Consider the following 25,229-nt stretch of genomic DNA (forward strand, 5'->3'; position numbering starts at 1 on the left):
GGCAGGGGATGTTGCAGCCAGGTTCCGCCACCTGTGGTTGATGGGGTTCGCTGCCGCATGAGGCTGAAGGGACTGTTCCGACGGGACAGGAGCGAAGAGGACCCGGCACCCGCGCCTCCCGACGAGGCGCCCGCGCCTATCCCCTTCCCCGCGCTCCCCGGCCCGCCCCGCGCCCTGCCCGACCCGGTGCGGGACGATGCGCTGCTCGCCGCCGCGCTCGGCCTGTGCTGGCGGCGCGGCGTGTTGTTCGCCTGGAACGACCTCCGTCGCGTCGCACGCGGCGTGCTGCTGTGCCGGCAAGCGGGAGCCAGGCGCGCCCACGTGGCCCAGCCCTGGATCCCGTCCGAGGCGGACGAAGTGTTGCTGGAAGAAGCGCGCCGCCTGGAGATGGAGGAGGAAGCGGTCCGCATCCTCGCCGAAGGCCGCGCCGCGCACATGCCGGCCCTGGGCGGAAGCCTGGATTGCGACGCGCCCCGGCCCTGGTGGCTGCGCGCGCCCCATGACCATCCCGACCTGCGCGAGATGGCGGGCGGGCCGGAACTCGTGCTGGACGGAAGCCAGCTGATCCACTGGCCGGACCCCGTGGCGCGGCTGCGCTCCCTGGCCGCGACGGGTGCCCGGCACGTCGTGCTGGAAACCCCCGTCATCCGGTCGGAAGGGGCGCTGCGCCGCGCCGGCTACACCCCGGGCGCGCTCTGGCACGCCACGGGCATGACCCCCGCGCAATCCGCCGCCATGGCCGAGTTCTGGGCCGAGTCCGGCGTCGCGCTGGACCAGTATCGCCGCTTCCCGCATGGCTTCAGCCTCGCCGAGGCGCGGTCGGCCGGGCTGGGCGGGCAGGCCTGGTGGAGCTTCACCGACGAGGCCGGGCTCCGCCGCCTGCTTCGTGCCAGCGGCTTCGCCCTGCGTTCCGCCCGACCGGTCTGGGACGGACGCTCCCTTGTCATCGTCGCGGAACGCGAAGCGTGAAGATCTGCCTCCTCACCCACGATTTGGCCGGCCCCATCCGCAATGGCGGCATCGGCACCGCCTTCACGGCCCTGGCCGAGGAACTCGCCGAGGCGGGGCACGAGGTCACGATCCTCTACCCTTCCGGCTTCACGGAGACGCAGCCCCTTTCCGCCTGGATGGAGGACTACGCCGCGCGCGGCATCCGCCTCGAATCCCTGCACCACGAGGGGGACGAGGCGCGGCAATCCCTGGCTGCCGCGCACTGGCTGATGGCGCGCGATTTCGACGTGGTGCACTACCACGAATGGCGCGGCATCGGTTTCTTCGCCGCGGCCGCCCGGCGCGCCGGGCTGGGGCTGCGCCGCACCGCGCTGGTCTGCCAGCTCCATTCGCCCACCGCCTGGCACCGCCGCAACAGCCACGACTTCGCCGCGACGCCCGAGGCCGCCGCGACCTCCTTCATGGAGCGCCGCTCGGCCGAGCTGGCCGACCTCGTCTTCTCGCCCAGCCGCTACCTCGTGGATTGGGTGGCGAAGGAGGGGTGGCGCCTGCCGGCACGGACACGCGTCCATCCTAACCTGCTTCCCGCCCATTTCGCGGCCGGCCGCCCCGAGCCCCGCGCGGTGCGCGAGCCGGTGTTCTTCGGCCGGCTGGAGGAGCGCAAGGGGCTCGACCTGTTCTGCGCCGCCATCACGCGCCTCGTGCGCGAGGGGCAGGCGCCGGAGCGCGTCGCCTTTCTCGGCAAGATCGGGGAGGCGGGGGGCGAGGACGCCCTGTCCTTTATCGCGCGCGCGGCGCGAAGCTGGCCCTTCCCCTGGGAGGTGCGGAACGAGCTGGACGTGGCCGGCGCGCGCGCCTTCCTGGCCGAGCCCGGGCGCATCGCCGTCATCGCCTCCGTCACGGAGAACTCGCCCTACACCGTGCTGGAATGCCTCGCGGCCGGCACGCCCTTCCTGGGCCCCGAGGTGGGCGGCATCCCGGAGCTGGTGCTGGAGGAGGACCGCCCCCTCGCCCTGTACCGCCGCGACGAGGAAGGCTTGGCCGCGCGCCTCGCCGCCGTGCTGGAAGGCGGCACCGCCGCGGTGCGCCCCGCCGTGTCCTTCGCCGAGACGCGCGAGGCGTGGCGCGCCATGCAGCACGAGGCCGCCGCCCTCGCCCCCCTGCCCGACCCGCCCGCCGACGCGCCCCTCGTTTCCGTGGTGCTCTGCACCTACAACCGCCCCGTGCTGCTGGCCGAGGCGCTGACGAGCCTGGAGGCCCAGACCTGGCCGAATCTGGAGGTCGTGGTGGTGGACGACTGCAGCCCGGACCCGGCCGCGCGGCGTTTCCTCGGCGCGATCGAGCCGCGCCTCGCCGCACGCGGCTGGCGCCTCGTCCGGCACGAGGCGAATCGCTATCTCGGCGCCGCGCGCAACACCGGCGTGGCCCATGCGACGGGCCGCTACGTCCTGTTCATGGATGACGACAACATCGCCTATCCGTGGATGGTGGAGCGCTACGTGCGCGCAGCCCAGGCCTCGGGGGCGGGCATCCTTTCCTGCCAGATCCACGTCTTCTCCGGCGAGGGGCGCGGCCCCGCCCACCACCCCGCCGAGCCGAATGACTGGATCCCCCTCGGCGGGCCGGCAGAGCTCGGCTTCCTGCAGAACTGCTTCGGCGATGCGGGCTTCCTCGTCCGTCGCGACCTGTTCGACGCGCTGGGCGGCTTCACCACCGAGCGCGCGGCCTTCGAGGATTGGGAGTTCCTACTGCGCGCCGCGCTGCACGGCGAGGAGATCCTTTGCCTGCCCGAGGCGCTCTACCACTACCGCGCCGCCGCGGGGGGCATGCTGCGCGGCATGACGCGGCACCAGGCTTGGCGCAGCCATGCGCGCATCGCCCGCGCCTGGCGGGGGGCGGAACTCCCCGCGCTGCGCGAGGCGCTGTCCGTCGCGATGGAGATCATGGTGGCGCCGCGCTACCCGGCTCCGCCCGGCGACCTCGTCACCGCGAACGGCGCCGCGCCCTTCGCCGCCCTGGCGCGCCGACTCGCCGCCGAGGGGCATCCGGCGGCCGCGCCGCTGATGGAGCAGGCCTGCCGCCTCGCACCCGGCGACGTGGCGCTGCGGCTGGAACGCCTCGCCCTGCCCGGTGCGGGCGAGGCGGGGGTGATGGCCCTGGCCGGGCTGGTTACCCCCGGCGACCGCCCGCGCGCCGCCCCCGCCCTGGCCGCGCTGCGCGAGGCCGGGAAGGACGAGGCGGCCGCGCTGCTCGAATCCTACCTCCAGGCCGCCGTCGCGTGACCTGGAGGGCGACGCTGCGCGACGCGGCCTCCCTCGCCCTGCCCTTCTGGCGCTCGCCCGAGAAGGGCAAGGCCTGGACCCTGCTGCTGGTCGTGGTGGGGCTGAACCTCGCCCTGGTGGCGATGGCGGTGCTGCTCTCCTTCTGGAACCGCGAGTTCTTCAACGCACTGGAGGCGCGCGACGCGGAGCGCTTCACTGCCCTGCTCTTCACCTGGGCGGAGACCGACAGCGGCACCATGCCTGGCTTTGCCTGGATCGCCGCGCTGTACATCCTCGTCGCAGTCTATGCCCTCTACCTGCGCCAGGCCTTGCAGATCCGCTGGCGGCGCTGGCTGACCGAGGGGATGCTGGATCAATGGCTGGCGGAGCGGGCCCATTACCGCCTGTCGCTGGATGCGGGCGAGGCCGACAACCCGGACCAGCGCGTGTCGGAGGACGCCAAGCTCTTCGTGGACATGACGCTGACGCTGGGGCTCGGCCTCATGCGCTCCGTGGTGACGCTGCTTTCCTTCCTGTTCGTGCTGTGGTCGCTGTCGGACAGCGTCACGATCCTCGGGGTGACGATCCCCGGCTACCTCGTCTGGGTAGCGATCCTGTATGCCGGGCTTGGCACCTGGCTCGCGCACCTGATCGGGCGGCCGCTGGCGCGGCTCAACTTCCGGCAACAGCGCGTGGAGGCGGATTTCCGCTACGCCCTGGTCCGGTTCCGCGACGGCAGCGAGGGCATCGCCCTGCACCGTGGCGAGACGGCGGAGCGCACGGGGCTGATGGGCCGCTTCGCCGCGGTGATGGCGAACTGGTGGGATCTGATGGTGGCCACCAAGCGGCTAACCTTCTTCACCACCGGCTACACCCAGGTCGCCATCGTCTTTCCCTTCGTGGTCGCCGCCCCCGCCTTCTTCGCCGGGCGTATCCCGCTCGGCGGGCTGACCCAGACCGCCAGCGCCTTTGGCGAGGTGCAGGGCGCCCTGTCCTGGATCGTGGACAACTATGCCGCCCTGACCGAATGGCGCGCCACGGTGACGCGGCTTTCCGGCTTCCGCCGCGCGCTGGATGCGGCGCGGGCCCATGCCGGCGAGGGGGTGAAGGCCGCCGCCACGCCGGGCGACACGCTGCGCCTGGACGCCGTCTCCATTGCCCTGCCCGATGGGCGCACGCTGCTGCAGGCGGACCATGCGGAGATTGGCCCCGGCGAGCGGGTCCTGGTCACCGGCCCATCCGGCTCCGGCAAGTCCACCCTGTTCCGCGCCATCGCCGGGATCTGGCCTTTCGGCTCGGGGCGGGTAGAGGTTCCAGAGGGGGCGCGGGCGATGTTCCTGCCGCAGCGCCCCTACCTGCCGCTCGGCACGCTGCGCCGGGCCGTGTGCTACCCCTCCGCCCCGGACTCCCTGGACGAGAGCGACCTGCGCGAGGCGATGGAACTCGCCGGCCTCGCCCATCTCCTGCCGCGCCTCGACGAGGAGGATGCCTGGGGGGCGCGGCTTTCGGGGGGGGAGCAGCAGCGCCTCGCCCTGGCGCGGGCGCTGCTGAACCGGCCGGACTGGCTGTTCCTGGACGAAGCGACGGCCAGCCTCGACCCGGCCATGGAGCGCCGCCTCTACGAGTTGCTGCTGAAGCGCCTGCCCGGCCTCACCCTCGTCTCCATCGCGCACCGCCCCGGCGTGGCCGAGTTCCACACGCGGCGCTGGGAGGTGCGGGACGGCAGGCTCTATGCGGGGGTGGACTCCAGCACGGACAGCACCGCCGCGCCGTAGCGGTTCAGCTTGCTTTCGCCGACCCCCGGCACGTCGCGAAGGTCGTCCAGCGAGCGGGGATGGCGAGAAGCGATCTCGGCCAGGGTCTGGTCGTGGAAGATGACGTAGGCGGGCACCTGCTGCTTGCGCGCCTCCTCCCGCCGCCATTCGCGCAGCGCGCCGAAGACCGGATCGTCGGAGGGCGGCGCCACGCGGTCCTCGCGGGCGGCGCGGGGCTGGAAGCTGCTTTCGCGCAGCATGAAGGCGCGCTCGCCGCGCAGCAGCGGGCGGGCTGATTCGGTGGGGACGAGTTCGCCGAAATTCTCCACCGCCACGTCCAGCGCGCCCTCGGCCACCAGCTGCCGCGCGATGTCCTTCCAGGTGCCCTCCGCCACCTCCTTGCCCTTGCCGAAGGTGGGCAGGCGGTCATGGCCGAACTGGGCGACCTTGTCGGTCATGCGCCCGCGCAGCACGTCCACCAGATGCCCCAGCCCGAAGCGCGAGCCGGTGCGGACAGCGGCCGAGATCAGCTTCTGCGCCGCGACCGTCGCATCCACGAGGCGCGGCGGGTTCGTGCACACGTCGCAGGCGCCGCAATCCTTCTCCAGATCCTCACCGAAGCAGCGCAGCAAGGTGCGGCGGCGGCAGGTGGCGGATTCCGCGATGGCGACCATCGCGTCCAGCCGGGCGCGCTCGATCCGCTTCTGCTCCTGCCCCGCCGGGCTTTCGGCGATGCGGTGGCGCGACAGGGCGATGTCGCCCGCGCCGTAGAGCAGCAGCGCCTTGGCCGGCAGCCCGTCGCGCCCGGCGCGGCCGATCTCCTGGTACCAGCCCTCCGGCCCCTGCGGCAGAGCGAGATGGGCCACGAAGCGCACGTCCGGCCGGTCGATGCCCATGCCGAAGGCGATGGTGGCGCACATGATCACCTGCTCGCCCCGCGCGAAGCGGCGATGCGCCTCCCGCTTCGCCGCCGTGTCCATGCCGGCATGGAAGGCGAGCGCCTCGTGCCCATCGGAGCGCAGCCATTCGGCCGTCGCTTCCGCCTTGTTGCGCGTGCCGCAATAGATGATGCCTGTCCCGTCCACGCGGCGCAGGAAGGCCCGCAGCTGCTGCCGCTCGCTTTCGCGCGGGGCCGCGGCGAGGTGGATGTTCGGGCGGTCGAAGGAGGAGCGGAAGACGGGCGCGTCCTGCAGGTCCAGCAGGCGGCGGATATCCTCCACCGTGCGCCCATCCGCCGTGGCGGTCAGCGCGACGCGCGGCACCTCCGGGAACTGGCCGTGCAGCAGGGTGAGCGCGCGGTATTCGGGCCGGAAGTGATGGCCCCATTGGCTGATGCAATGCGCCTCGTCGATCGCGAAAAGTGCGACCGAGCGCGACCCCATCCGCTCCAGCATGCCTTCCATGGAAAGCCGTTCGGGGCTGACATAGAGCAGCTTGAGCTGGCCGGAGAGGATGTCCCGCCACACGGCGCGGCGCTCCTCCTCCTCTAGTTCGGAATGGAGGGCCGCGGCGGCCACGCCCTGCTGGCGCAGCGCCGCAACCTGGTCCTCCATGAGGGCGATCAGCGGCGAGACGACGATGGCGAGGCCGGGGCGGCACAGCGCCGGCACCTGGAAGCACAGCGACTTGCCCCCGCCCGTGGGCATGAGCACGAGGCCGGAGCCACCTGCGACGACGTGATGGACCACCTCCGCCTGGCGGCCGCGAAAGCCGCCATGGCCGAAGACCTCGTGCAGGACCTCCTCGGGGGAACGGATCGCGGTGTCGCGCGGCATGACCGCCGGGGGTCTACCGCGCCACGTCCCCGCCGGCCAGTCGTGCGACGGTGGGAAGGCGCGCGGCGCTACCCCTCGAAGTGGATCTCGACGCGGCGGCTTTCGACGGGGACCAGCTCATAGCCGACCGCGCCACGCCCGGCGACGCTGATGCGGCCGGGCGCCACCCCCGCCTCGCGCAGCGCGGCGGCCACGGCTTCGGCGCGCTCGCGGGCCAGGATCCGGTTCGCCTCCGGCTCGCCGGCCGGGCCGGTGTAGCCCAGGATGCGCACGCGGCTGTTCGGGAAGCGCGCGGCGCGGCGCGCGGCACCGGTCACCACCTCCCGCGCGGGGCCGTCCAGCGCGGCGCTGTCGGCGGTGAAGAACACCACCCGCGTCGGCTCGTCCTCGACAGACGCGCAGGCGGCGGCGAGGGCAGGAAGGGCAAGCAGGAAGGCGCGACGCATCAATGTCTCTCCGGTGCAGTTCGGGGGCGCTCAGCGCGAACAGGCCGCGCCTCCCAGCACACAGAACTTTGCGCAGTGGGGATGGTTGAGGGCGACGGCGCGCGACGCCGTCCTGAAATCCGCGCCGAGGTCGAAGCGCTCGTCATAGGGCAGCAGGGTGCAGGCGACCCAGCTTGCGGCTTTCGCGCCCCGCCGCCGCACCAGCATGCGCGAGGAAGCGCACATCACGCTTTCCGGCGACTTGCCCAGGATGCCCCAGCACGCCTCCGTGATCTCCGGCACCTCGGCCGTCTCGTCCATCTCGGGAAAGAGCATCAGCGAGACGGGGTCGGCAGCGTCCACCGGGATGCCGTTCGCCTCGAACAGCGCGGCGAAGCGCTGGCGTAGCGCGGCCTCCGGCTCCGCGGTGAAGCCGGCGCGCCCGGCGACGTGCAGGCGGAAGCCATGGACGGCCAGCCAGCGCAGCCCCTCCAGCGTCGCGGCGAAGCTCCCTGCGCCGCGCTCCGCGTCGTGCAGGTCCGGGTCGGGGTGGTCGAGGCTCACGCGCATGGTCAGCCCGGCCTCTCCGCGTAGGGACAGCAGCGCCTCGGCGTGGTTGCGCATCGGCTTCATGGCATTGGTGAGCACGATGGCGCGCAGCCCGCGCCCGAGCACGAGGCGCAGCATGGGAACGAGTTCACGGTTCAGGAAGGGCTCGCCGCCGGTGAAGCCCACCTCCTCCAGCGGCTCGCCCTTCGCCGCGTCCAGTGCCGCGCGAAGGTCGTCGAGCGTCAGATAAGCGAGGCGGTCGTTGCGCGGGCTGCTCTCGATGTAGCAATGCGCGCAGGTGATGTTGCAGAGCGTGCCGGTATTGGCCCAGAGCGTCCGCAGGCCGAAGAGCGGCACAGCGGCGCGGCGCTCACCCTTCGCGGTCCGATGCGGGTCCTGGAACTTCACGCCGGCGCCTCCAGCAGCACTCCATCCACCCATCTGTAGGCGCGGTGAAGTTGCTCAACCCCCGCGAGGCGATGGGACAGCAGCAACAGGCTGCGCCCTTCGGCCGCCGCGGCCAGGGTCTGGAGGAAGGCGCGCTCGGTTTCGGCGTCCAGCCCGGCCGTCGGCTCGTCCAGCACCAGGATCGGCGCGGCGGGCAGGAGGGCGCGCGCGAGGGCGAGGCGCCGCGCCTCGCCACCGGAGAGCAGGGTGCCGCCCTCGCCGCAGCGCGTGTCCAGCCCGTGGGGTAACCCCTCGACCTTGCGGGCCAGCCCGGCCTTGGCCAGGGCCCGCCACAGCGCGGCCTCCGGCGCGTCCGGAGCGGCGATGCGGAGATTCGCGGCCACCGTGTCGTCAAAGATTCGCGCGTGCTGCGACAGGACGGTGATGCGCCGGCGCACCTCCTCCGGCGGCAGAAGGGCGAGGTCCACGCCGCCCAGGGTGATGCGCCCGGAATCAGGGTCGCGCAGCCTTTGCAGCAGCGCGGCCAGGGAGGACTTGCCCGAACCTGACGGCCCCAGGATCGCGACGCGCTCGCCGGGTTTCAGCATGAAGGAGGCGCCGCGCAGGACCGGGCGGCCCGGCGTCCAGGCGAACTCCACCCCTTCCAGCGCTAGCGTGGCGTCCGCCGGTTCGGGCGCGGGGCCAGCAGGGGTGGAGACGGGGGGCGGGGTGTCCGCCGCCTCGAAAAGCCGTCGCGCCCCGGCCCCGGCAAAGGCCAGGGCGGCGCCCGCGCGCGGCAGAAGGGAGAGGGGTTCGGCGAAGGCGGCGGCAAGCAGCACGGCCAGCAGCGCGAGGGGCGGGGCGCCGCCGGCCAGCCCCCAGCCCAGGGCACCCAGCAGCGCCGCCTGGCCCAGCAGCATTCCCAGTGCCCCCGCCAGCGCCCCCCGCCGCGCGAGGCGGCGCTGCGCCGCCATCATCCGGCGGTCGGCTTCCGCCAGCCGCGCCTGGGCACGCTCCTCCGCCCCGGCGGCGAGCAGGTCCTCCATCCCGGCCAGCGGGTCGGTCGCCGCGGCACGCAGCGCACCCCGTGCCTCGGCGGCCTCGGTGGCGGCGCGGGCCACGCGGGGGGCAAGGAGCTGCGGCAGGATCAGCGCCACGACCAGCGGCAGTGCGACCAGCGCCAGCAGGCCGGGCGCCGCGCCCAGCAGCGCCGCGATGGCCAGGAGGGCGGCCAACGCCGCCGCGCCGGGCACCAGCGCGGCGAGGTAGAGCCGGTCCAGCGCATCCACGTCGCCGATCAGGCGGCCCAGCAGGTCGCCGCCGCCGCGATGGCCGATGCCGCCCGGCATGCGTTCGGCGAGGCGGCGGAAGAACCAGACCCGCGTATCCGCCAGCGCCCGGAACGCGGCGGCGTGACTCGCATAGCGCTCCAGCCAGCGCAGCGCCGGGCGCAGCAGCACCAGCGGCCGCAAGGCGAGCAGCGCCGCGGCCCCCGCCCCGGCCAGCCCCGCTGCCACCCCCTGCCCGGCGAGCGCCAGGATGGCGAGGCCCGTCAGCGCCGACGCCATGGCGACCAGAAGCGCCCCCGCCAGCGCGGCGCGGCGCGGCGCCCAAAGGCGCAGGACGCGGGCGAGGTCAGCCCACACGCGCGAGCGCCCCAAGATCCAGCACGCGCGGCGAAAGTCCGCGCAGGATGGGCGAATGGGTGGCGACGATGGCGGTGCGCCCGGCCACGAGGCGCGAGATTCCCTCCAGCAGCGCCGCCTCGTTCGCCGGGTCGAGATGGGCGGTCGGCTCGTCCAGCAGCACCAGCGGCGCGTCGCGCAGGAAGGCGCGGGCCAGGGCGACGCGCTGCGCCTGGCCGCCCGACAGGCCGAAGCCCCCCTCGCCCACGCGCGTGTCCAGCCCCTCTGGCAGGTCACGCGTGAAGTGGAGGACGCGCGCCGCCTCGGCCGCGCGCTCCACCTTGGCGGCGGCGGCATCGGGTCGCGCCAGGGCGATGTTCTCACGGATCGTGCCGGCGAAGAGATGGGCGCGCTGGCCCATATAGGCCGTTATGCGCCGAAGCTCCGTCGGGTCGAGGCGCAGCGCGTCCTGGCCGTTGACGGCGATGCGCCCGGAATCCGGCCGGCCGAACCCCATCAGCAGCCGCAGAACGGAACTCTTGCCCGCGCCGGAGGGACCGACCAGCAGCAGCGTTTCCCCCGGCGCGACGGCGAAGGTCAGGCGGTCGAGGGCGGGCGGGCGCTCCGGGTCCGGACGCCACGTCACATCGGTGAAGGCCAGGGCGACTCGCGGCGGCACGGTGTCGAGCAACAGGCCGGGGCGGTGCGGCCTGTCCAGGAGGGCCTGGAGGTCGGAGGCCGCGCCGCGCGCCGCCATCGCCTCGTGATAGGCCTGGGAGAAGACGCGCAGCGGCTGAAAGAAGGCCGGCACGGCGAGGATGCAGAAGATCCCCGCCACCGGGTCCGGGTGCCCCGCGCCGAGCAGCGCGCCGTGACGCCAGGCCAGGATCACGATGGAGCCGGCGGCCAGCAATTCCATCCCCGCCGTGGACAGGAAGGCGACGCGCAGCACGCGCAGGGTGCGGGTGCGGAACTCCTCGGCGGCGCGGCCCAGCGCCTGCGCCTCCGCCTCTGCACGGTTGAACTGCACCAGCGTGGCGAGGCCGCGCAGCCGGTCCAGGAAGCGCCCGCCCAGGCGCCCCAGCGCTTCCATCTGGCGGCGGCTTTCCCGCGCGGCGCCGATCCCCGCCAGCGCCATGGAGACGGGCACCAGCAGCCCGGCCAGCAGCAGGACCAGCGCGCTGCGCCCGTCGAAGGAGGCAACGGCCAGGAGGACCAGCGCGGGCGCCAGCACCGCCAGGGCGGCGGCGGGCAGCCAGCGGGCGAAGAACCCGTCCAGCGCCTCGATCCGGTCCACCAGCAGCACCGCCTTCTCGCCCACGCCGCGCCGGTCGGCGGGGCCGAGGGCCAGGAGGCGGGCGAAGCCCTCGCCGCGCAGCCGGGCGCGGATCGCCTCGCCGGCGCGAAGCTGGGTTTCCTCCCCCGCCAGGGCGAGGCCCGCCGAAAGCAGCGCCAGCAGCGCGGCGAGGAGCAGGTCGCTCCAGCCCGCGCCGGGGGCGAGGCCCAGCACCGCGGCCAGCATCCGCGCGGCGAGAAACGTGGCAGCGACCGCGCAGAGCGTGGCGGCAAGGCCAAGTCCGACGGGAAGGGCAAGGGCGGCGATCCGCCCGCGCGCCTGCAGCATCAGCCAGGCCCGGGCCGCTCTGCTGTCTGCGGGCGACTCCATCGCGCGCCTTTTAGCCTGGGGGCCGCGCTCTTGCGACCCGCAGCGCGCTGCGGCCTCCTGTTCGCCCTCCCCGCCCGGATTCGCCCCCCATGCTTCGGACCCATGGCCGCTTCCCCTACCGACCCTGGCGGGGCCGCCCGCAGGGCTCCTGGCCGGGCGGGGCGAAGCTGGCCGTGTATCTCGGCGTCAACCTGGAGCATTTCTCCTTTGGCGAGGGTCTGGGCGCGGAGCTGGCGCCGGGCGGGCCGCAGCCCGACGTGCTGAACCATGCCTGGCGCGACTACGGCAACCGCGAGGGCGCGTGGCGCCTGCTGGACCTGCTGGACGAGCTTTCCCTGCCCTGCACCGTGCTGCTGAACACGGCGATGTATCACCACGCGCCGGAGCTCGTGGCGGCCCACCGCGCCCGGGGCGACGAGATGGCCGGCCACGGCCGCACCAACAGCAAGCGCCAATCCACCCTGCCCGAAGCCGAGGAGGCGGCGCTGATTCGCGCCTGCACGGAAGAGATGGTCCGGCAGGAGGGGGCGGCGCCGCGCGGCTGGCTTTCCCCCTGGATCGCCGAAAGCCGCGCAACGCCGGACCTGCTGCAGGAGGCCGGCTACCGATACTCGCTGAACTGGTGCCACGATGACCAGCCGGTGTGGAAGCGCACCCGTGCGGGCCGCATCCTGTCGGTCCCCTACCCGCAGGAAGCGAACGACATCCCCGCCATCATCGCCCGAAAGGACGGGGCGCGGCACTTCGCGGAATTGGTCTCGCAGGATTTCCGGGAAAGGCTGCGCCAGGTGGCGGACGGCATCCCGCAGGTCATGGGCATCGCCCTGCACCCCTACATCATCGGCCAGCCCTACCGACTTCGGGCGCTGCGCCGCGTTCTGGCGGAGATCGCTTCCCGGCGGGACGAGGTGTGGATCACCACGGCGGGCGGCATCCATGACCACGTGACCACCCATTGGCCGGAGGACGCCATCCCGTGAAGACGCTCCCTCTCCTCGCCCTGCTGGCGCTCGCGGCTTGCGCCGTGCCGCAGCCCGACGCCTCCACGCCGCGCCCGGTCGCGGGGGTGGACCTCCCGCGCTACGCCGGCACCTGGCACGAGGCGGCGCGCTTCCCGCAGCGCTTCCAGGACAGCGCCAGCCTCCGCTGCGAGGAGACCACCGCCACCTACACGCCCCGCCCCGACGGCAAGCTGGAGGTGCTGAACGCATGCGTGAACGCCCTGGCCGAAGGCCGCCCCCGGCGTGAGGCGCGCGGGGTCGCCTATGCGGTGGAAGGGTCGAACAACGCCCGGCTGCGCGTTTCCTTCTTCGGCCCCTTCTACGGCGATTACTGGGTGATCGGGCTGGACCCGGATTACCGCTGGGCGGTGGTCGGCACGCCGGACCGCGACTCCCTCTGGTTCCTGTCGCGCGAGCCGCGCATGCCGCCTGCCGATTTCGCGGCGGCCCAGGCGGTCGCGCGGCGCGAGGGCTTCGACCTCTCGCGCCTCCAGGTCGCCGCGCGATGAGCGGAGCACGCCCCGCTCCGCTGCGCGACGGCGACTTCCCGGTGCTGGTGCCCATCACCACGCGCTGGGCGGACAACGATGCCTTCAGCCACATCAACAACGTCGCGTATTACAGCTTCTTCGACACGGCGGTGAACATGTGGCTGGTCGAGAACGGCATCCTCGACATCGCGAGCAGCCCGCTGGTCGGGCTGGTGGTGGAGACGGGGTGCCGCTACCGCCGCCCCCTCGCCTATCCGATGACCGTGCGGATCGGGCTGCGCGTCGCGCGGCTCGGCACCTCCTCCGTCCGCTACGACGTCGCGGCCTTCGACACGGCGGAGGAGGCGGCGGCGGAAGGGAACTTCACGCACGTCTACGTCGACCGCGCCTCCGGCCGCCCCGCGTCCATCCCGGAGGATTGGCGCGAGAAGTTCCGGCGGATCGCCGTGCCGGCAACCCCCTCCTGAACGGAAACGTTCCAGGACCCGGATGCCCCGACCGATGGAGGCGCTGGTGTCTTGGCTCAGCGCCCTCGCGGCGACCTTGGCTGGTTGCGTCCTGCTGCTCGCGGCGGCTTACGAAGTCTATGCCACCGTCCTCCATGCGAGGGCACGCGCCGGCCCCGTCGCCGAGGGGTTGAGCCGCACGGCGTGGCGCCTCGCGATGGCATACTCGTCACGTTTGCCGCGGGAAGGCCGGCATCGGGCCTTGAGCCGCGTCGGCCCGCTGATGCTGCCCCTGCTGCTGACGACCCTGGTCGGACTGCTCACGATCGGCTTCGGGCTGATCTACTGGCCCTGGATGCCGGGCGGGTTCCGCGTGGACGAGGGCGCGGAGGAGGCGCCCGCCTTTCTCCAGGCCGTGTACTTCAGCGGCATCACCCTGACGACGCTCGGCTATGGCGACATCGTGCCCCGCGCCACGCCGATGCGGCTCGTCGCGCTGCTGCAGGCGGTCACCGGCTTCGTCGCCATCCCGCTCACCGTCGCCTATTTCCTGAACGTGAACGGCGTGCTGGAGCGTCGGCGCGCCGCGGCCCGCGCCCTGTTCCAGGAGGCGGCGCGAGGTCCGGATGCGGCCGCGGCCCTGCTCGCACGGCACCACCTGGAGGGGCGCTTCGTCGGCCTGGACGAGGTGCTGCGCAAGGCCGCGTACAACCTCCAGGCGGTGCTGGAAAGCCATGTCGAGCATCCGGTCACGCGCTATTTCCACCCGCCCGAGGTGCATGACGGGCTGCCGCGCATGCTGTTCCTGGCCCTCGAGACCGACGCGGTGCTGCGCGCCTTCCCCGACCCGGAGCACTATCCCGAGGCATGCGGCCATCCGGCCCTGACAGCGCTGGAGGATACAGCCTCCCAGGCCATCCGGGAGTTGTCCGCCACGCTGCATGTGCCCCGCACAGAAGCTGCGGAATGGACACCGCGCGACCGGAGACGCCTCGCCCAACGCATTGCACGGACCCGCGCGCGGCTGGCCGAAGCAGGCATCGCCGAGCGTCCGGACCTGGAGGAAGCCACGCGCGTCTATCTGGACCGCCGCGCGCAGTGGGAGGGCCCACTGCGCGAGGTGGCCGGGCGCCTGGGTTACGACTGGGACGAGTTGACCGGAGACAATGATCCAGGCGCCGCCGCGGAGGCAGACAGCCTCGTGGACGAGGAAACGCCCGCCTCCACCTAGCTGCGCAGGTGGCAGGCGGCCCAGTGTCCGGGCCGCTTTTCCTCCAGCGGCGGCACCACGGTGCGGCAGGTGGTGGCATTGGCGATGGGGCAGCGCGTGTGGAAGACGCAGCCCGACGGCGGGTTGAGCGGGCTGGGCACGTCGCCCTTCAGCCGGATCCGCTGCCGCCGCACCTTGGGGTCCGGGATGGGCACGGCGGATAGCAGCGCCTCCGTATAGGGGTGGATCGGCGAGGCATAAAGCTCGCGCGAGGAGGCGATCTCCACGATGCGGCCGAGATACATCACAGCCACGCGGTCGCTGATGTGCTCCACCACCGACAGATCATGCGCGATGAACAGGAAGGTGAGGCCGAACTTCTCCTGCAGATCCTCCAGCAGATTCACAACCTGGGCCTGGATCGACACGTCGAGCGCGGAAACCGGCTCGTCGCAGATCACCAGCTTGGGCGAGACGGCCAGGGCGCGGGCGATGCCGATGCGCTGGCGTTGCCCCCCGGAGAATTCGTGCGGGAAGCGGCGCATCTGGTCGGCGTTGAGCCCGACCGTTTCCAGAAGCTCGACGACGCGGTCCTCGCGTTCGCGCGCGGTCTTCGCCAGGCCGTGGATGATCAGCGCCTCGGCGATGATATCGCGCACCGTCATGCGCGGGTTGAGCGAGGCGAAGGGGTCCTGGAAGATGATCTGCATGTCGCGCCGCAGCGCGGTCATCTGCGCGTGGTCGAGCGCCGTGACCTCCTGGCCGTCGAACCAGACTTGGCCAGAGGTGGGCTCGATCAGCCGGAGGATCAGCCGCCCGGTGGTGGACTTGCCGCAGCCGGACTCGCCGACCAGGCCCAGCGTCTCGCCGGGCGCGAGGTCGAAGGACACGCCGCTGACCGCATGCACCTCCCCCACCGTGCGTCGCAGGATGCCACCCTTCACCGCGAAGCGCTTCACCAGATTGTCCACGCGCAGGAGGGGCTGGGTCACAGGAACTCCTCCGCACGGATGCAGCGGGCCGTGTGCCCTGGCTGGATCTCGCGCAGGGCCGGTTCCCCGGCGGTGCATTCGGGGATGGCGTGGCGGCAGCGCGCGGCGAAGCGGCAGCCCGTGGGCGGGTTCAGGAGGCTCGGCACCGTGCCGGGGATCGCCTCCAGCCGCCGGTGCTCCGTCGCCGCCAGGTCGAGGCGCGGGATGGAGCGGATCAGGCCCTGGGTGTAGGGGTGCAGCGGACGCTCGAACAGCGCCTCCACCGGCGCCTCCTCCACCACCACCCCGGCATACATCACGACCACGCGCTGCGCGGTTTCCGCCACCACCCCCATGGCGTGGGTAATGAGCAGCACCGCCATCCCCAGCCTTTCCTTCATTTCGTTCAGCAGGTCGAGGATCTGCGCCTGGATGGTGACGTCGAGCGCGGTGGTCGGCTCGTCCGCGATCAGGAGCTTCGGGTTGCAGGACAAGGCCATGGCGATCATCACGCGCTGCCGCATCCCGCCCGAGAACTGGTGCGGGTAGTCATGGACGCGGCGCGACGGGTTCGGGATCTGCACGAGGCCCAGCATCTCCGCCGCACGGTCCAGCGCCGCCTTGCGGGAGACGCCCTCGTGCTGGCGCACCGTCTCGGCGATCTGCTGGCCGACCGTGTAGACCGGGTTCAAGGAGGTCATCGGCTCCTGGAACACGAAGCCGATCTCCTTGGAGCGGATGGCGCGCATCTGCTCCGGGTCCATGGGGACGATGTCCCGTCCCTGCCAAAGGATGCGCCCTTCCGCGATGCGGCCCGGCGGCATGGCGATCAGCTTCAGCACCGTCATCGCCGTGACGGTCTTGCCGCAGCCGGACTCGCCCACCACCGAGACGGTCTCGCCGCGATCCACGCCGATGCTCACCCCGTCCACGGCGCGGACCGTGCCGTCATCGGTCTGAAAATGGACCTTGAGCCCCTCGATCTCCAGCAGGCGCGGCAACGTCACTTCACACGCCTCGGGTCGAGCGCGTCGCGCAGCCCGTCGCCGACGAAGTTGATGGACAGCACGGTGAGGAAGATAGCGAGACCCGGGAAGATCGCCCAATGTGGCGCGAAGTCGAGATTGTCCTTCGCGTCGAACAGGATGCGTCCCCAGGTCGGGATGTCGGGCGGGAAGCCGAGGCCGAGGAAGGACAGGGTGGACTCCGCAATGATCGCGGCCGCAACGTCGATCGTCGCCGCCACGATCACCGGCCCGAGCGCGTTGGGCAGGATGTGCCGGAGCACGAGGCGCGGGCGCGAGGCTCCCAGCGCGCGCGCCGCTTCCACGAATTCCTTTTCCCGCAGCGAGAAGAATTGCGCGCGCACGAGGCGCGCCACCGGCATCCATCGGAACCCGCCGATCACCGTGACGATCAGGATGAACACCCCCATCTCCGGCCCCACGATTCCCGTCAGCGCGTCGCGGAACAGGTAGATGATGAGCAGCAGCAGCGGCAGTTCGGGCAGGGAAAGGAACAGGTCAGTCAGCCACATCAGCGCGGCATCGAGCCGACCGCCCGCCATGCCCGCCACCGCGCCGACAAAGGTGCCGACGACAACCGCCACCGCCATCGCCGCGAAGCCGACGGCGAGCGAGATGCGCCCGCCATAAAGCACCCGCGCCAGGATGTCCTGGCCCAGATCGTCCGTGCCCAGCGGATGCTCCCAGGACGGCCCCTGGAGCCGCGCCGTGAAATCGATCTCGTCGATCGGCACGGCCCAGATGAGCGGACCGATCAGTACGGCGAGGATGAGCAGTGCCAGGATCACCGCGCTGACTACGGCGAGCCGGTGCTTGCGGAAGCGGCGCCACGCCTCCTGCCATGGCGTCACCCGCTTGCGCGGCGCGGCGGGGCTAGCGGTAGCTGATGCGGGGATCGAGCCAGCCATAGAGAATGTCCGCGAGGAGGTTGAAGAAGATGACAAGGCCGGCGAAGACGAAGGTGACGGCCATGATCACCGGCGTGTCGTTGGCCAGGATGGCGCTGATCAGCAGCGAGCCGACGCCGGGCACGCGGAAGATCTGCTCCGTCACGATGGCGCCGCCGAAGACGATGGGCATCTGCAGTGCCACCAGCGTCACCACCGGGATGAGCGCGTTGCGGACCACGTGGCGCAGGGTGACGCGGCTTTCGGGCAGGCCCTTGGCGCGCGCGGTCGTGACGTGGTCCAGCCGGATCACGTCCAGCACGGCGGAGCGGACGAAGCGTGTCCAGGCCGCACCCTGGAAGAGGCCCAGCACCATCACCGGCATGATGGATTGGCGAAGCTGCTCCCACCACCATCGCCAGCCGGTTTCGGACAGCTCCGTCCGGTACACGAAGGGCAGCCAGTCCAGGTAGATGGAGAAGAGGAGGATGAAGAGCAGCCCGGTGAAAAAGGTGGGCAGCGAGAAGCCGACGAAGGCCAGGGTGTTGGCGATCTGGTCGAAGACTGAATAGGGCCGCGTGGCCGCATAGACGCCCACCGGCAAGGCGATGGCGAGCGCGACGACCTGCGAGGCGCCGATCACCACCAGCGTGACGGGCAGGCGCTGAAGGATCAGCTGGTCAACATTGATGCGCGACACGAAGGAATAGCCCCATTCGCCGCGCAACATGGCGAAGAGCCAGCTGAAGTAGCGCTGCCAGATGGGGTCATCGATCCCGAGGCTGGCGCGCAGATTGGCGCGCACCTCGGGCGGGATCGCCGGGTTGGTCGCCAACTCCTCGAACGGGTCGCCCGGCGCAAGGGCGAGCACGGTGAACAGGACCACGCTGATCCCGAGCAGGCTCGGGATCGCGATCAGCAGGCGCCGGATGAGATACTGGGTCACGCGCGACGAAACGCCTTCATCAGGTCTCGCGGTACCAGTCGCCGAGCAGCCACGTTGTGTTGTCCCAGGCGCTGAGCACGTGGCGCAGGTTGTTCAGGCTCGCGCTGGTCAAGGGACGGCTGATCAGCGGGATGACGTGGTTGCTGCCGACGATCAGGTCGTTCATGCGGATGAACAGCGCCGCGCGCTTCACCGGGTCCAGCTCCGCCTCAGACTGGCGGAAGGCAGCGTCGTACTCATCGTTGCGCCAGCGGACGATGTTGCGGCCCTGCCAGGAATTCTCCCGCGTCGCCACCTCCCAGGAGGTGTACTGATTCATGAAGAGCTGCGGGTCCGCCTGCGGCATCGTCGTCGTGTACATCTGCATGTCGGCGTAGAACTTCGTGTAGGTGTCCGGATTGGCCACGTCCGAAGAGAAGAAGACCGACCCCGTCACCGATTTCAGCTCCAGGTCGATGCCGGCGCGCTGCGCCGCCTGCTTGATGATGGCCTGGGTGCGCTGGCGCGGCGCGTTGACCGAGGTCTGGAACACGAAGCGCAGCCGCACGCCGTTCTTGGCACGGATGCCGTCGCGCGCCCTCGCCCAGCCAGCCTGGTCGAGGATCTCGTTGGCCTTCTGGATGCTGAACTCCGACCGCGTGTTGGGCGAGCGGAACCGGGGCGGGTTGTTCAGGAAGTTGGAGGTCGCCGGTCCGCCACGGCCATAGATAAATTGCTGGATGGAGTTCTTGTCCACCAGCATCGCCATGGCCTGCCGGACCGCGGGGTCGGAGAAGGCAGGGTGCGTCGTCTTGATGGAGGAACGCTCTCCGTCCACCTCCTCGTGCGGGTTGGTGACGTTGAGTTGGATGAACTCGATGTTGCCGCCTTCGACGATGTTCACGCGGCCCCGGTTGGCGGCTTCGAGCCGCTTCAGGATCTCGTCCTCCACCTGGAGGTTCCAGGCATAGTCGAAATCGCCGGTCTGCAGCACAGCCCGCGCCGCCGACACGGCGTCGCCGCCGCCCTTGATCTCGAAACTGTCGAAATACGGGCGGTTGTCCCGGTGGTAGTTGGGGTTCAGCTCGCCGCGCAGCGTGTCGCCCGGGGCGAAGCTGACGAAACGGTAGGGCCCCGTGCCCACGGGGCGCAGGTTGGTGGGCGCGTCGCGGGAATTGGCGCCGGCATAGTCGCGGAACAGGTGGCGGGGAATGATCGTCCCGCGCGAGGCGACGAAGGCATCCGCCCAGAAGGGCGTGGGCTTCTCGAACTCCACCCGCACCGTGTGGTCATCCAGCTTCACGACGTTGATGTCGCGATAGGAGCCGGAGCTGACGGTCGCGACGGCCGGGTTGCGGTTGTACTCCCAGTTGAACACCACGTCGTCGGCGCTGAAATCCTGCCCGTCGTGCCACTTCACGCCGCGCTTGAGCTTCCAGGTGACGGAGCGCCCGTCCTCGGCGAGGCCGCCATTCTCCACCGAGGGAATCTCAGCCGCGAGGATGGGGTGCAGCGTGCCATCTGAGGCCCATCCGGCCAGCGGCTCATAGAAGGTGCGGCTGGCATCCTGGTTGGTCGTGCCGACGGCGAAATGCGGGTTCAGCAGCGTGGAAGCCTGCCAGTACAGCAGTTTCAGCTGGCCGCCGCCGCCGCGCCGCGCCGGCCGGTACTCCGGTACGCCCTGCGCCGCGGCCGGGGCCGCGCCAGCGATCGCCAGGAGTTGCGTCGCCATCGGCGCCGTGAGGCCGAAGGCGGCAAGGCGCCGCACGAAGCCACGCCGCGACAGGCTGCCGCGCTTCACGCGGCCGATCATCTGCCGGAGGTCGTCTTCCGTCATCCCCAATCTCCCGTAGCCTCGTTGTCACGAAGGCTACATGAAGCCGCCGTCATACCGCACGAATTTTTTCAGGCTCCTACGCTCCGCCAAGCTCCTGCTGCACCACGCTCGCCCACCAGGCGACGCCGAGCGGGATGATCTCGTCGTTGAAGTCGAAATGCGGCGTGTGAAGGTTGGGCGAGGTGCCGTCCGGCCCGCTGCCGCCGCCGATGAACATGAAGGCGCCGGGCCGCGCTTCCAGCATCAGCGCGAAATCCTCCGCGCCCGTCACCGGGGCGTGGGTGCCCACCCCTTCCGCACCCACCAGCGCCCTTGCCGCGGCGCGCGCGACGTCGGTCTGCTCCTCGTGGTTCACCGTGGCGGGGACGCCGCGGATGTAGCGCGCGTCGGCCGTGCAGCCATGCGCGGTGGCAAGGCCGTTCGCAAGTTCGCCGATCCGCCGCTCCAGCAGGTCGCGCACCCCGGGCGTGTAGGACCGCGCCGTGCCTGTGACGACAAGTTCCGCGGGCATGACGTTGGGCGAGATGGGCGAGCCGCCCTGGATCGAACCGACGCTCAACACCGCCGCCTCCACCGCCGGAACATTGCGGCCGATGATCGTCTGCAGCGCCAGCACGAAATGCGCCTGCACCACCGTGACATCGGTCGCGAGATGCGGCGTCGAGCCGCCATGCCCGCCGGTGCCACGGAAGGTGACCTCGAAACGGTCCGCCGCCGCGAGGGCCGGGCCCGACCGGATGGCGAAGCGCCCCGCCGGCATGGTGGGCTTGTTGTGCAGCCCATAGACCGCGTCGCAGGGGAAGCGCTCGAACAACCCATCCGCCAGCATCGCGCGTGCGCCTCCGCGCCCTTCCTCGGCGGGCTGGAAGATCAGGTGCACCGTCCCCGCGAAGTCCCGGTTCTCTGCCAGCCAACGTGCTGCGCCGAGCAGCATGGTGGTGTGCCCGTCATGGCCGCAGGCATGCATCACACCGGTGTTCTGCGAGGCATGGGGCAGCCCCGTCTGCTCCGTGATCTGCAGCGCGTCCATGTCCGCCCGCAGCCCGATCACGCGCTGCCCCGGCCGCGTGCCCCGGATGGTGCCGACCACCCCCAGCTTGCCGACGCCTTCCGTCACCTCGATGCCGAGGGCCCGCAGCTCGCGCGCCACCAGTTCGGCGGTCCGCTGCTCCTCCATGCCCAGCTCGGGATGGGCGTGGATGTCGCGGCGGATGGCCGTCAGCTCCGACTGCCAACGCTTCGCGCCCTCGATCGCGGGGTGGTTCACGGGTCGTCTCCTCTTGTCGCGCGGGAAGCATGGCCCCTCGCGCGCATCAGCGCGAGTGGCATCAGGCGATGGCATGGACGGGGGCGGGGGCGGGCTGGCTGACGGCGTTGAGGCGCTTCTCCTGGGCCTGGGTCAGGCGGACCATCTTGCGCAGGTCCATCTCGGTGACGCCCATCGCCGTCTCGGCCCAGATGTCGACCACGTCCTTCAGCTCTTCCAGCGTCACCGGGTTCACGCGGCGGCGCACCCGCATCATGGCCTGCTGCGCGTTGTGCTTGCGGCTGTGCTGGTCGATGTAGCGGCGCACCGCCGCCTCGCCCTCGCCATCCTCCGCGAGCACGTCCACCACGCCCATCGCGTGCAGCTCTTCGGCCGTGTAGAGCTTGCCGGACATGATCATCTTCTCCGCCTCGACCGGGCCGATGCGGCGCGACAGGAAGGAATAGGCGCCCATGCCGGGGAAGAGGTTGAACAGGATCTCGGGCAGGCCGAACTTGGCGCTGCGCTCGGCGATGATCACGTCGAAGGCCAGCGCGCACTCGAAGCCGCCACCCAGCGCGTCGCCCTGCACCATGGCGATGGTGACGACGGGGGAGCGGAATGCCTCGGCATTGCCGTGGATCGCCTCGACGCAGAGATGGCCGTAGCGGCGCAGCGAGGCGAGGTCGCGGCCACGAATCCGGTCCGCGAAATGGCCGAGGTCGCCGCCCAGGTTGAAGATGCCCGGCAGGCTGCTGCCCATGACATAGTAGCGAAGCGAGGAAGCAAGCCCGGCCTCGCGCTCCGCACGCAGCGTGTCACGCAGCATGGCCTGCTGCGCGAGGATATCGCGGAGCAACTCACGAGTGAAGGACGGCTTCGGGCCGGGGTTCATGTAGGCCCAGAAGCTCGCCGTGTCGGCTTCCAGTCGGGTCTCGAGCGTCTCGAAACGCAGCGAGGAAAGGGAAACGGGGGCCGGGGTGGAACCCTGAGCGACTTCGAGGAGGGCGGGGGTCGAGGAAACAAAGGTCATGACGTGCTCCGTGTCGAGAAGGCGTCGGACCAGGGGCGGCCCGATCAGCCTTGCCGTTAATAGAACACGAAAAGCGTTCCTCGCATGGGCAACTTTGCGCAAGTGTCTGCGCACGGAGGACTTGCCGCCGCTTTGCCTTATTTTCTATGAGTTGCACGATTTCTGGAAAGGTTGCAGCGAACGGAAAGAGAATCTTTTTGCGCTGCAGAACCTTAATGCATGCCTTTGCCTGTTTCTTCACGCCCCGAGGGCCGCAACAACAGCGGGCGCACGCGCATCAACTCGCCCGCGACGCGTTCAACCAGCCTTTCTCCTTGCTCCCGCAATTCCTGCGGGCTGATGTCCTTGGCCGTGCGGCATAGCTCGCACAGCGCGATGGCGCCCACATTGGCCGCGGCACTGTGCATCGCATGGGCCCGTGCCCGATACTGCGACGCATCCGCCTCGAGCGCGGCCAGCCGCAATTCCTCCAGGATCTCGTCGGCGTCGTGGAGGAAGTCCTCGACCACGCTCTGCACGAATTCCGGGCCGCCCAGCGCCTCCAGATTGTCCAGTGCGCGCTGATCCACCAGCATCTGGTTGCTGGAGCGGAAGCGCGGGTGGCTGACGATGGGCTCCACCGCTGGCTGCGGCGTCGCGCTCGGCAAGGCAAGGCGCTCCACCACCGCCAGAAGCGCATCGGGGGTGAGCGGCTTCACGAGGCGCTCCATGAAACCCGCCTCCTGGCAGCGGCGCAGCGCCTCGTCCGTGGCGTCGGCGGTGAGCGCGGCCCAGGGCACCTGGCGGCGCCCCATGGCCTGCATCCGGTACAGCCGCGCCGCCTCGATGCCGTCCATGTCCGGCATGTTGAGGTCCATGAGGACGAGGTCGAACTCGTCCTCCTCCAGCGCGTCCAGGGCCATCTCGCCGCCCTCCACCAGCGTTGCGCGGTGGCCGCCGCTTTCCAGGATCTTGCCTGCGACGCGGAGGTTGGTGCGGTTGTCGTCAGCCACCAGCACGCGCAGCCCCCGCCGGGGCGCGGGGGCTGCGCCCACAGGCACGGGACCCTGCGGGGCGGCGGCCTGCGATGCCGGCACATGCGGGAGGATGACGGGCGCGGGCACATGATCCGCCTCGGAAATCCCGCACACCTCCAGCGCCCCAGCGACGGCGGAGGCGGAGGCAGGCGGCGGGACGATCGAGAAGAACCCGCGCCGCATCGATTCGGCCGGAAGTCCGCCCTCGCCCGCCGCATCGCCCAACAGCACCACGCGCCACACGCCGAGCGGATTGAGGACGGCGAGGGCCGCGGCCAGCGCCTCCGCGGTCATGCCCAGGCTGGCCGCGTCCACGAGCAGGATGCGCGGCCGGCCGGATGGGAGGGCCTCCAGCAGCGTCACCGCCGAGGAAAGCCCCGCCGTCGGATGCAGGGTGACATCCTCGAGGCGGGGCTCGCCTGCCGTCCAGGGCGTGGGGTCGGCGGCGAGCAGCACGGCCTCCCCGGCGAGGACGGGCCGCGCTTCGGAGTCGTTCTCGGGGTGGCTGGCCGGGAACTCGCACCAGAAGGTGCTCCCTTGCCCTTGGGTGCTGCGCACGCCGATGCGCCCGCCCAGCATCTCCACCATGCGGCGGCAGATGGCGAGGCCGAGGCCCGTGCCGCCGAAGCGGTTGATGATGCTGCTGTCGGCCTGGGTGAAGGCCTCGAAGATGCGGCCCTGCGCCTCGGGGGCGATGCCGATGCCGGTATCCGTCACCTCGAAGCGCAGCAGGGAGCGCTCACCGGGCAGCGCGTCCACCGCCAGGGTGACGCCGCCGCGATCAGTGAATTTCAGCGCATTGCTGCCGAGGTTCAGCAGGATGTCGCGCGTCAGGTTGCGGTCGGCCTCCACGATGCGGGGGGTGCGCGCCGTGACATGGAGCGCGAGGCCAAGCCCCTTGTCCTGCGCCGCCCCGGCCAGCATGCGTCGCACCTCGTCCAACAGGGCGGCGACCTCGAACGCCTCGCGGCGCACGGTCATCTGCCCCGCCTCGATGCGGGAGAAGTCGAGGATGCCGTCGATGAGGCCGAGCAGGTGGCGCCCCGCATCGCTCACCGTCCGCGCCATTTCCCGCTCCTCGCCGGGCAGCGCGGAGGAGCGCTCGAGCAGCCCGCCCGTGCCGATGATGGCGTTCAACGGCGTGCGGAGCTCGTGGCTCACGCTGGCGAGGAACATGGTCTTCGCCTGGTTCGCCCCTTCCGCCTGGGCCTTGGCGTCCGACAGCTTGCGGATCAGCGTCGCAGAATAGGCCGGGATCGCGACGAGGCCGAGCAGGAATCCGGCGGAAAGGTGGATCTGGGCGTTCCAGAACGGCGTCGCCGCCACGGCAGCCGTGAAGCCGACCAGCGCGATCGCCTGGGCGCAGAGCAGCCACCCCACCCCGAAGCGGAAGCCGTTGCCCAGGATCACCCAGAGGTAGATGGGCGCGAGCACGGAGGTGACCTCGCCCCCCGCGTATAGCTCGTAGGAAAGGAAGCCGATGTCGAGCAAAAGCGCCGTCGCCCGGCGCGGGTTGTTGGTGGCGGGCCGCGCCAGGATGTGGACGAACAGCGCCAGCGCCACCACCCAATAGGCGGCGACCACCTCCACCGCGTGGCGCGGTGCGTCCTCCAGCAGCAGGTAGACGGTGATCAGGAGCGCGAAGGCGAGCCGGTTGAAGCTCATCTCGTGCTCGGTGTCCGGCCGGCCGCGCAGGGCGCGTAGCCGGGCACGGAGGCCGCGCGGCGCCTCGGCGGTCACCGGTCGGG

Annotated in this window: 20 protein-coding genes; 7 read left to right on the forward strand and 13 right to left on the reverse strand. The window is 71.3% G+C overall.

Annotated features, from left to right (window positions below; translation table 11 throughout):
- Window positions 1–57: 57 nt before the first annotated feature.
- Genes OF850_RS07260 through OF850_RS07270 form a run of 3 tightly spaced genes read left to right on the forward strand, consistent with a single transcriptional unit; the run spans window position 58 to window position 4,987 of the window.
- The gene (locus OF850_RS07260; protein ID WP_301589309.1) at window positions 58–969 is read left to right on the forward strand and encodes a hypothetical protein; all 912 of its coding nucleotides are present in this window, start codon (window positions 58–60) and stop codon (window positions 967–969) included.
- The gene (locus tag OF850_RS07265; RefSeq protein WP_301589310.1) at window positions 966–3,233 is read left to right on the forward strand and encodes a glycosyltransferase; all 2,268 of its coding nucleotides are present in this window, start codon (window positions 966–968) and stop codon (window positions 3,231–3,233) included. The genes OF850_RS07260 and OF850_RS07265 overlap by 4 nt, the downstream gene beginning before the upstream one ends.
- Window positions 3,230–4,987, forward strand: coding sequence for an ABC transporter ATP-binding protein/permease (locus OF850_RS07270; RefSeq protein ID WP_301589311.1), 1,758 nt, complete (start codon window positions 3,230–3,232; stop codon window positions 4,985–4,987). Before OF850_RS07265 ends, OF850_RS07270 begins: the two co-directional genes overlap by 4 nt.
- On the opposite strand, the gene recQ is transcribed toward OF850_RS07270, so the two are convergent.
- The 5 genes from recQ to cydD all read right to left on the reverse strand — a co-directional run bounded on the left by recQ (window position 4,942) and on the right by cydD (window position 11,351).
- Window positions 4,942–6,741, reverse strand: a complete 1,800-nt coding sequence (gene recQ, locus OF850_RS07275) for a DNA helicase RecQ (protein ID WP_301589313.1) — start codon at window positions 6,739–6,741, stop codon at window positions 4,942–4,944. The genes OF850_RS07270 and recQ overlap by 46 nt on opposite strands.
- A 68-nt stretch (window positions 6,742–6,809) precedes the next feature.
- The gene (locus OF850_RS07280) at window positions 6,810–7,187 is read right to left on the reverse strand and encodes an OmpA family protein (RefSeq protein WP_301589314.1); all 378 of its coding nucleotides are present in this window, start codon (window positions 7,185–7,187) and stop codon (window positions 6,810–6,812) included.
- 30 nt (window positions 7,188–7,217) lie between these two features.
- Window positions 7,218–8,123, reverse strand: coding sequence for a radical SAM protein (locus OF850_RS07285; RefSeq protein WP_301589315.1), 906 nt, complete (start codon window positions 8,121–8,123; stop codon window positions 7,218–7,220).
- Window positions 8,120–9,748 carry a thiol reductant ABC exporter subunit CydC gene (gene cydC / locus OF850_RS07290; RefSeq protein WP_301589316.1) on the reverse strand — a complete coding sequence of 543 codons (1,629 nt, stop codon included), beginning with the start codon at window positions 9,746–9,748 and terminating at the stop codon, window positions 8,120–8,122. The genes OF850_RS07285 and cydC overlap by 4 nt, the downstream gene beginning before the upstream one ends.
- Entirely contained in the window at window positions 9,738–11,351 is a 1,614-nt protein-coding gene (gene cydD, locus OF850_RS07295; RefSeq protein WP_301589317.1) for a thiol reductant ABC exporter subunit CydD, read from the reverse strand. Before cydD ends, cydC begins: the two co-directional genes overlap by 11 nt.
- Window positions 11,352–11,482: 131 nt before the next feature.
- On the opposite strand from cydD, the gene OF850_RS07300 reads away from it, so the two are divergent.
- The 4 genes from OF850_RS07300 to OF850_RS07315 are packed head-to-tail and all read left to right on the forward strand — an operon-like array spanning window position 11,483 to window position 14,562.
- Complete coding sequence (locus OF850_RS07300) at window positions 11,483–12,373, forward strand: polysaccharide deacetylase family protein (RefSeq protein ID WP_301589318.1); 891 nt, start codon at window positions 11,483–11,485, stop codon at window positions 12,371–12,373.
- Window positions 12,370–12,903, forward strand: a complete 534-nt coding sequence (locus OF850_RS07305; protein WP_301589320.1) for a lipocalin family protein — start codon at window positions 12,370–12,372, stop codon at window positions 12,901–12,903. The genes OF850_RS07300 and OF850_RS07305 overlap by 4 nt, the downstream gene beginning before the upstream one ends.
- On the forward strand, window positions 12,900–13,352 hold the full coding sequence (locus tag OF850_RS07310) for an acyl-CoA thioesterase (protein ID WP_301589321.1): 453 nt from the start codon (window positions 12,900–12,902) through the stop codon (window positions 13,350–13,352). Before OF850_RS07305 ends, OF850_RS07310 begins: the two co-directional genes overlap by 4 nt.
- Window positions 13,353–13,374: 22 nt before the next feature.
- Window positions 13,375–14,562, forward strand: coding sequence for a potassium channel family protein (locus OF850_RS07315; RefSeq protein ID WP_301589322.1), 1,188 nt, complete (start codon window positions 13,375–13,377; stop codon window positions 14,560–14,562).
- On the opposite strand, the gene OF850_RS07320 is transcribed toward OF850_RS07315, so the two are convergent.
- The 8 genes from OF850_RS07320 to OF850_RS07355 all read right to left on the reverse strand — a co-directional run bounded on the left by OF850_RS07320 (window position 14,559) and on the right by OF850_RS07355 (window position 25,221).
- On the reverse strand, window positions 14,559–15,533 hold the full coding sequence (locus OF850_RS07320) for an ABC transporter ATP-binding protein (protein WP_301589323.1): 975 nt from the start codon (window positions 15,531–15,533) through the stop codon (window positions 14,559–14,561). The genes OF850_RS07315 and OF850_RS07320 overlap by 4 nt on opposite strands.
- The gene (locus OF850_RS07325; protein WP_456313842.1) at window positions 15,530–16,519 is read right to left on the reverse strand and encodes an ABC transporter ATP-binding protein; all 990 of its coding nucleotides are present in this window, start codon (window positions 16,517–16,519) and stop codon (window positions 15,530–15,532) included. The genes OF850_RS07320 and OF850_RS07325 overlap by 4 nt, the downstream gene beginning before the upstream one ends.
- The gene (locus tag OF850_RS07330; protein ID WP_301589324.1) at window positions 16,516–17,388 is read right to left on the reverse strand and encodes an ABC transporter permease; all 873 of its coding nucleotides are present in this window, start codon (window positions 17,386–17,388) and stop codon (window positions 16,516–16,518) included. The genes OF850_RS07325 and OF850_RS07330 overlap by 4 nt, the downstream gene beginning before the upstream one ends.
- 22 nt (window positions 17,389–17,410) lie before the next feature.
- Complete coding sequence (locus tag OF850_RS23650) at window positions 17,411–18,370, reverse strand: ABC transporter permease (protein WP_301589325.1); 960 nt, start codon at window positions 18,368–18,370, stop codon at window positions 17,411–17,413.
- 19 nt (window positions 18,371–18,389) lie between these two features.
- On the reverse strand, window positions 18,390–20,186 hold the full coding sequence (locus OF850_RS07340) for a peptide ABC transporter substrate-binding protein (RefSeq protein WP_301589326.1): 1,797 nt from the start codon (window positions 20,184–20,186) through the stop codon (window positions 18,390–18,392).
- A 76-nt stretch (window positions 20,187–20,262) separates the two neighbouring features.
- The gene (locus tag OF850_RS07345) at window positions 20,263–21,453 is read right to left on the reverse strand and encodes a M20 aminoacylase family protein (protein WP_301589327.1); all 1,191 of its coding nucleotides are present in this window, start codon (window positions 21,451–21,453) and stop codon (window positions 20,263–20,265) included.
- A 61-nt stretch (window positions 21,454–21,514) separates the two neighbouring features.
- A complete protein-coding gene (locus OF850_RS07350; protein WP_301589328.1) occupies window positions 21,515–22,465 on the reverse strand; it encodes a crotonase/enoyl-CoA hydratase family protein in 951 nt (316 codons plus the stop codon).
- 212 nt (window positions 22,466–22,677) lie between these two features.
- Window positions 22,678–25,221, reverse strand: coding sequence for an ATP-binding protein (locus tag OF850_RS07355; RefSeq protein WP_301589329.1), 2,544 nt, complete (start codon window positions 25,219–25,221; stop codon window positions 22,678–22,680).
- Window positions 25,222–25,229: the final 8 nt, after the last annotated feature.

It is taken from the genome of Sabulicella glaciei (assembly GCF_026183895.1).
Taxonomy (GTDB): domain Bacteria; phylum Pseudomonadota; class Alphaproteobacteria; order Acetobacterales; family Acetobacteraceae; genus Roseococcus; species Roseococcus glaciei.

Excerpts from the sequence above, each read along its gene's own strand:
- OF850_RS07300 (WP_301589318.1), top strand. The coding sequence starts at position 11,483 with ATGCTTCGGACCCATGGCCGCTTCCCCTACCGACCCTGGCGGGGCCGC.
- cydD (WP_301589317.1), bottom strand. The coding sequence starts at position 11,351 with ATGCTGCAGGCGCGCGGGCGGATCGCCGCCCTTGCCCTTCCCGTCGGA.
- OF850_RS07260 (WP_301589309.1), top strand. The coding sequence starts at position 58 with ATGAGGCTGAAGGGACTGTTCCGACGGGACAGGAGCGAAGAGGACCCG.
- recQ (WP_301589313.1), bottom strand. The coding sequence starts at position 6,741 with ATGCCGCGCGACACCGCGATCCGTTCCCCCGAGGAGGTCCTGCACGAG.
- OF850_RS07280 (WP_301589314.1), bottom strand. The coding sequence starts at position 7,187 with ATGCGTCGCGCCTTCCTGCTTGCCCTTCCTGCCCTCGCCGCCGCCTGC.
- OF850_RS07310 (WP_301589321.1), top strand. The coding sequence starts at position 12,900 with ATGAGCGGAGCACGCCCCGCTCCGCTGCGCGACGGCGACTTCCCGGTG.
- OF850_RS07340 (WP_301589326.1), bottom strand. The coding sequence starts at position 20,186 with ATGACGGAAGACGACCTCCGGCAGATGATCGGCCGCGTGAAGCGCGGC.
- OF850_RS07350 (WP_301589328.1), bottom strand. The coding sequence starts at position 22,465 with ATGACCTTTGTTTCCTCGACCCCCGCCCTCCTCGAAGTCGCTCAGGGT.
- OF850_RS07315 (WP_301589322.1), top strand. The coding sequence starts at position 13,375 with ATGCCCCGACCGATGGAGGCGCTGGTGTCTTGGCTCAGCGCCCTCGCG.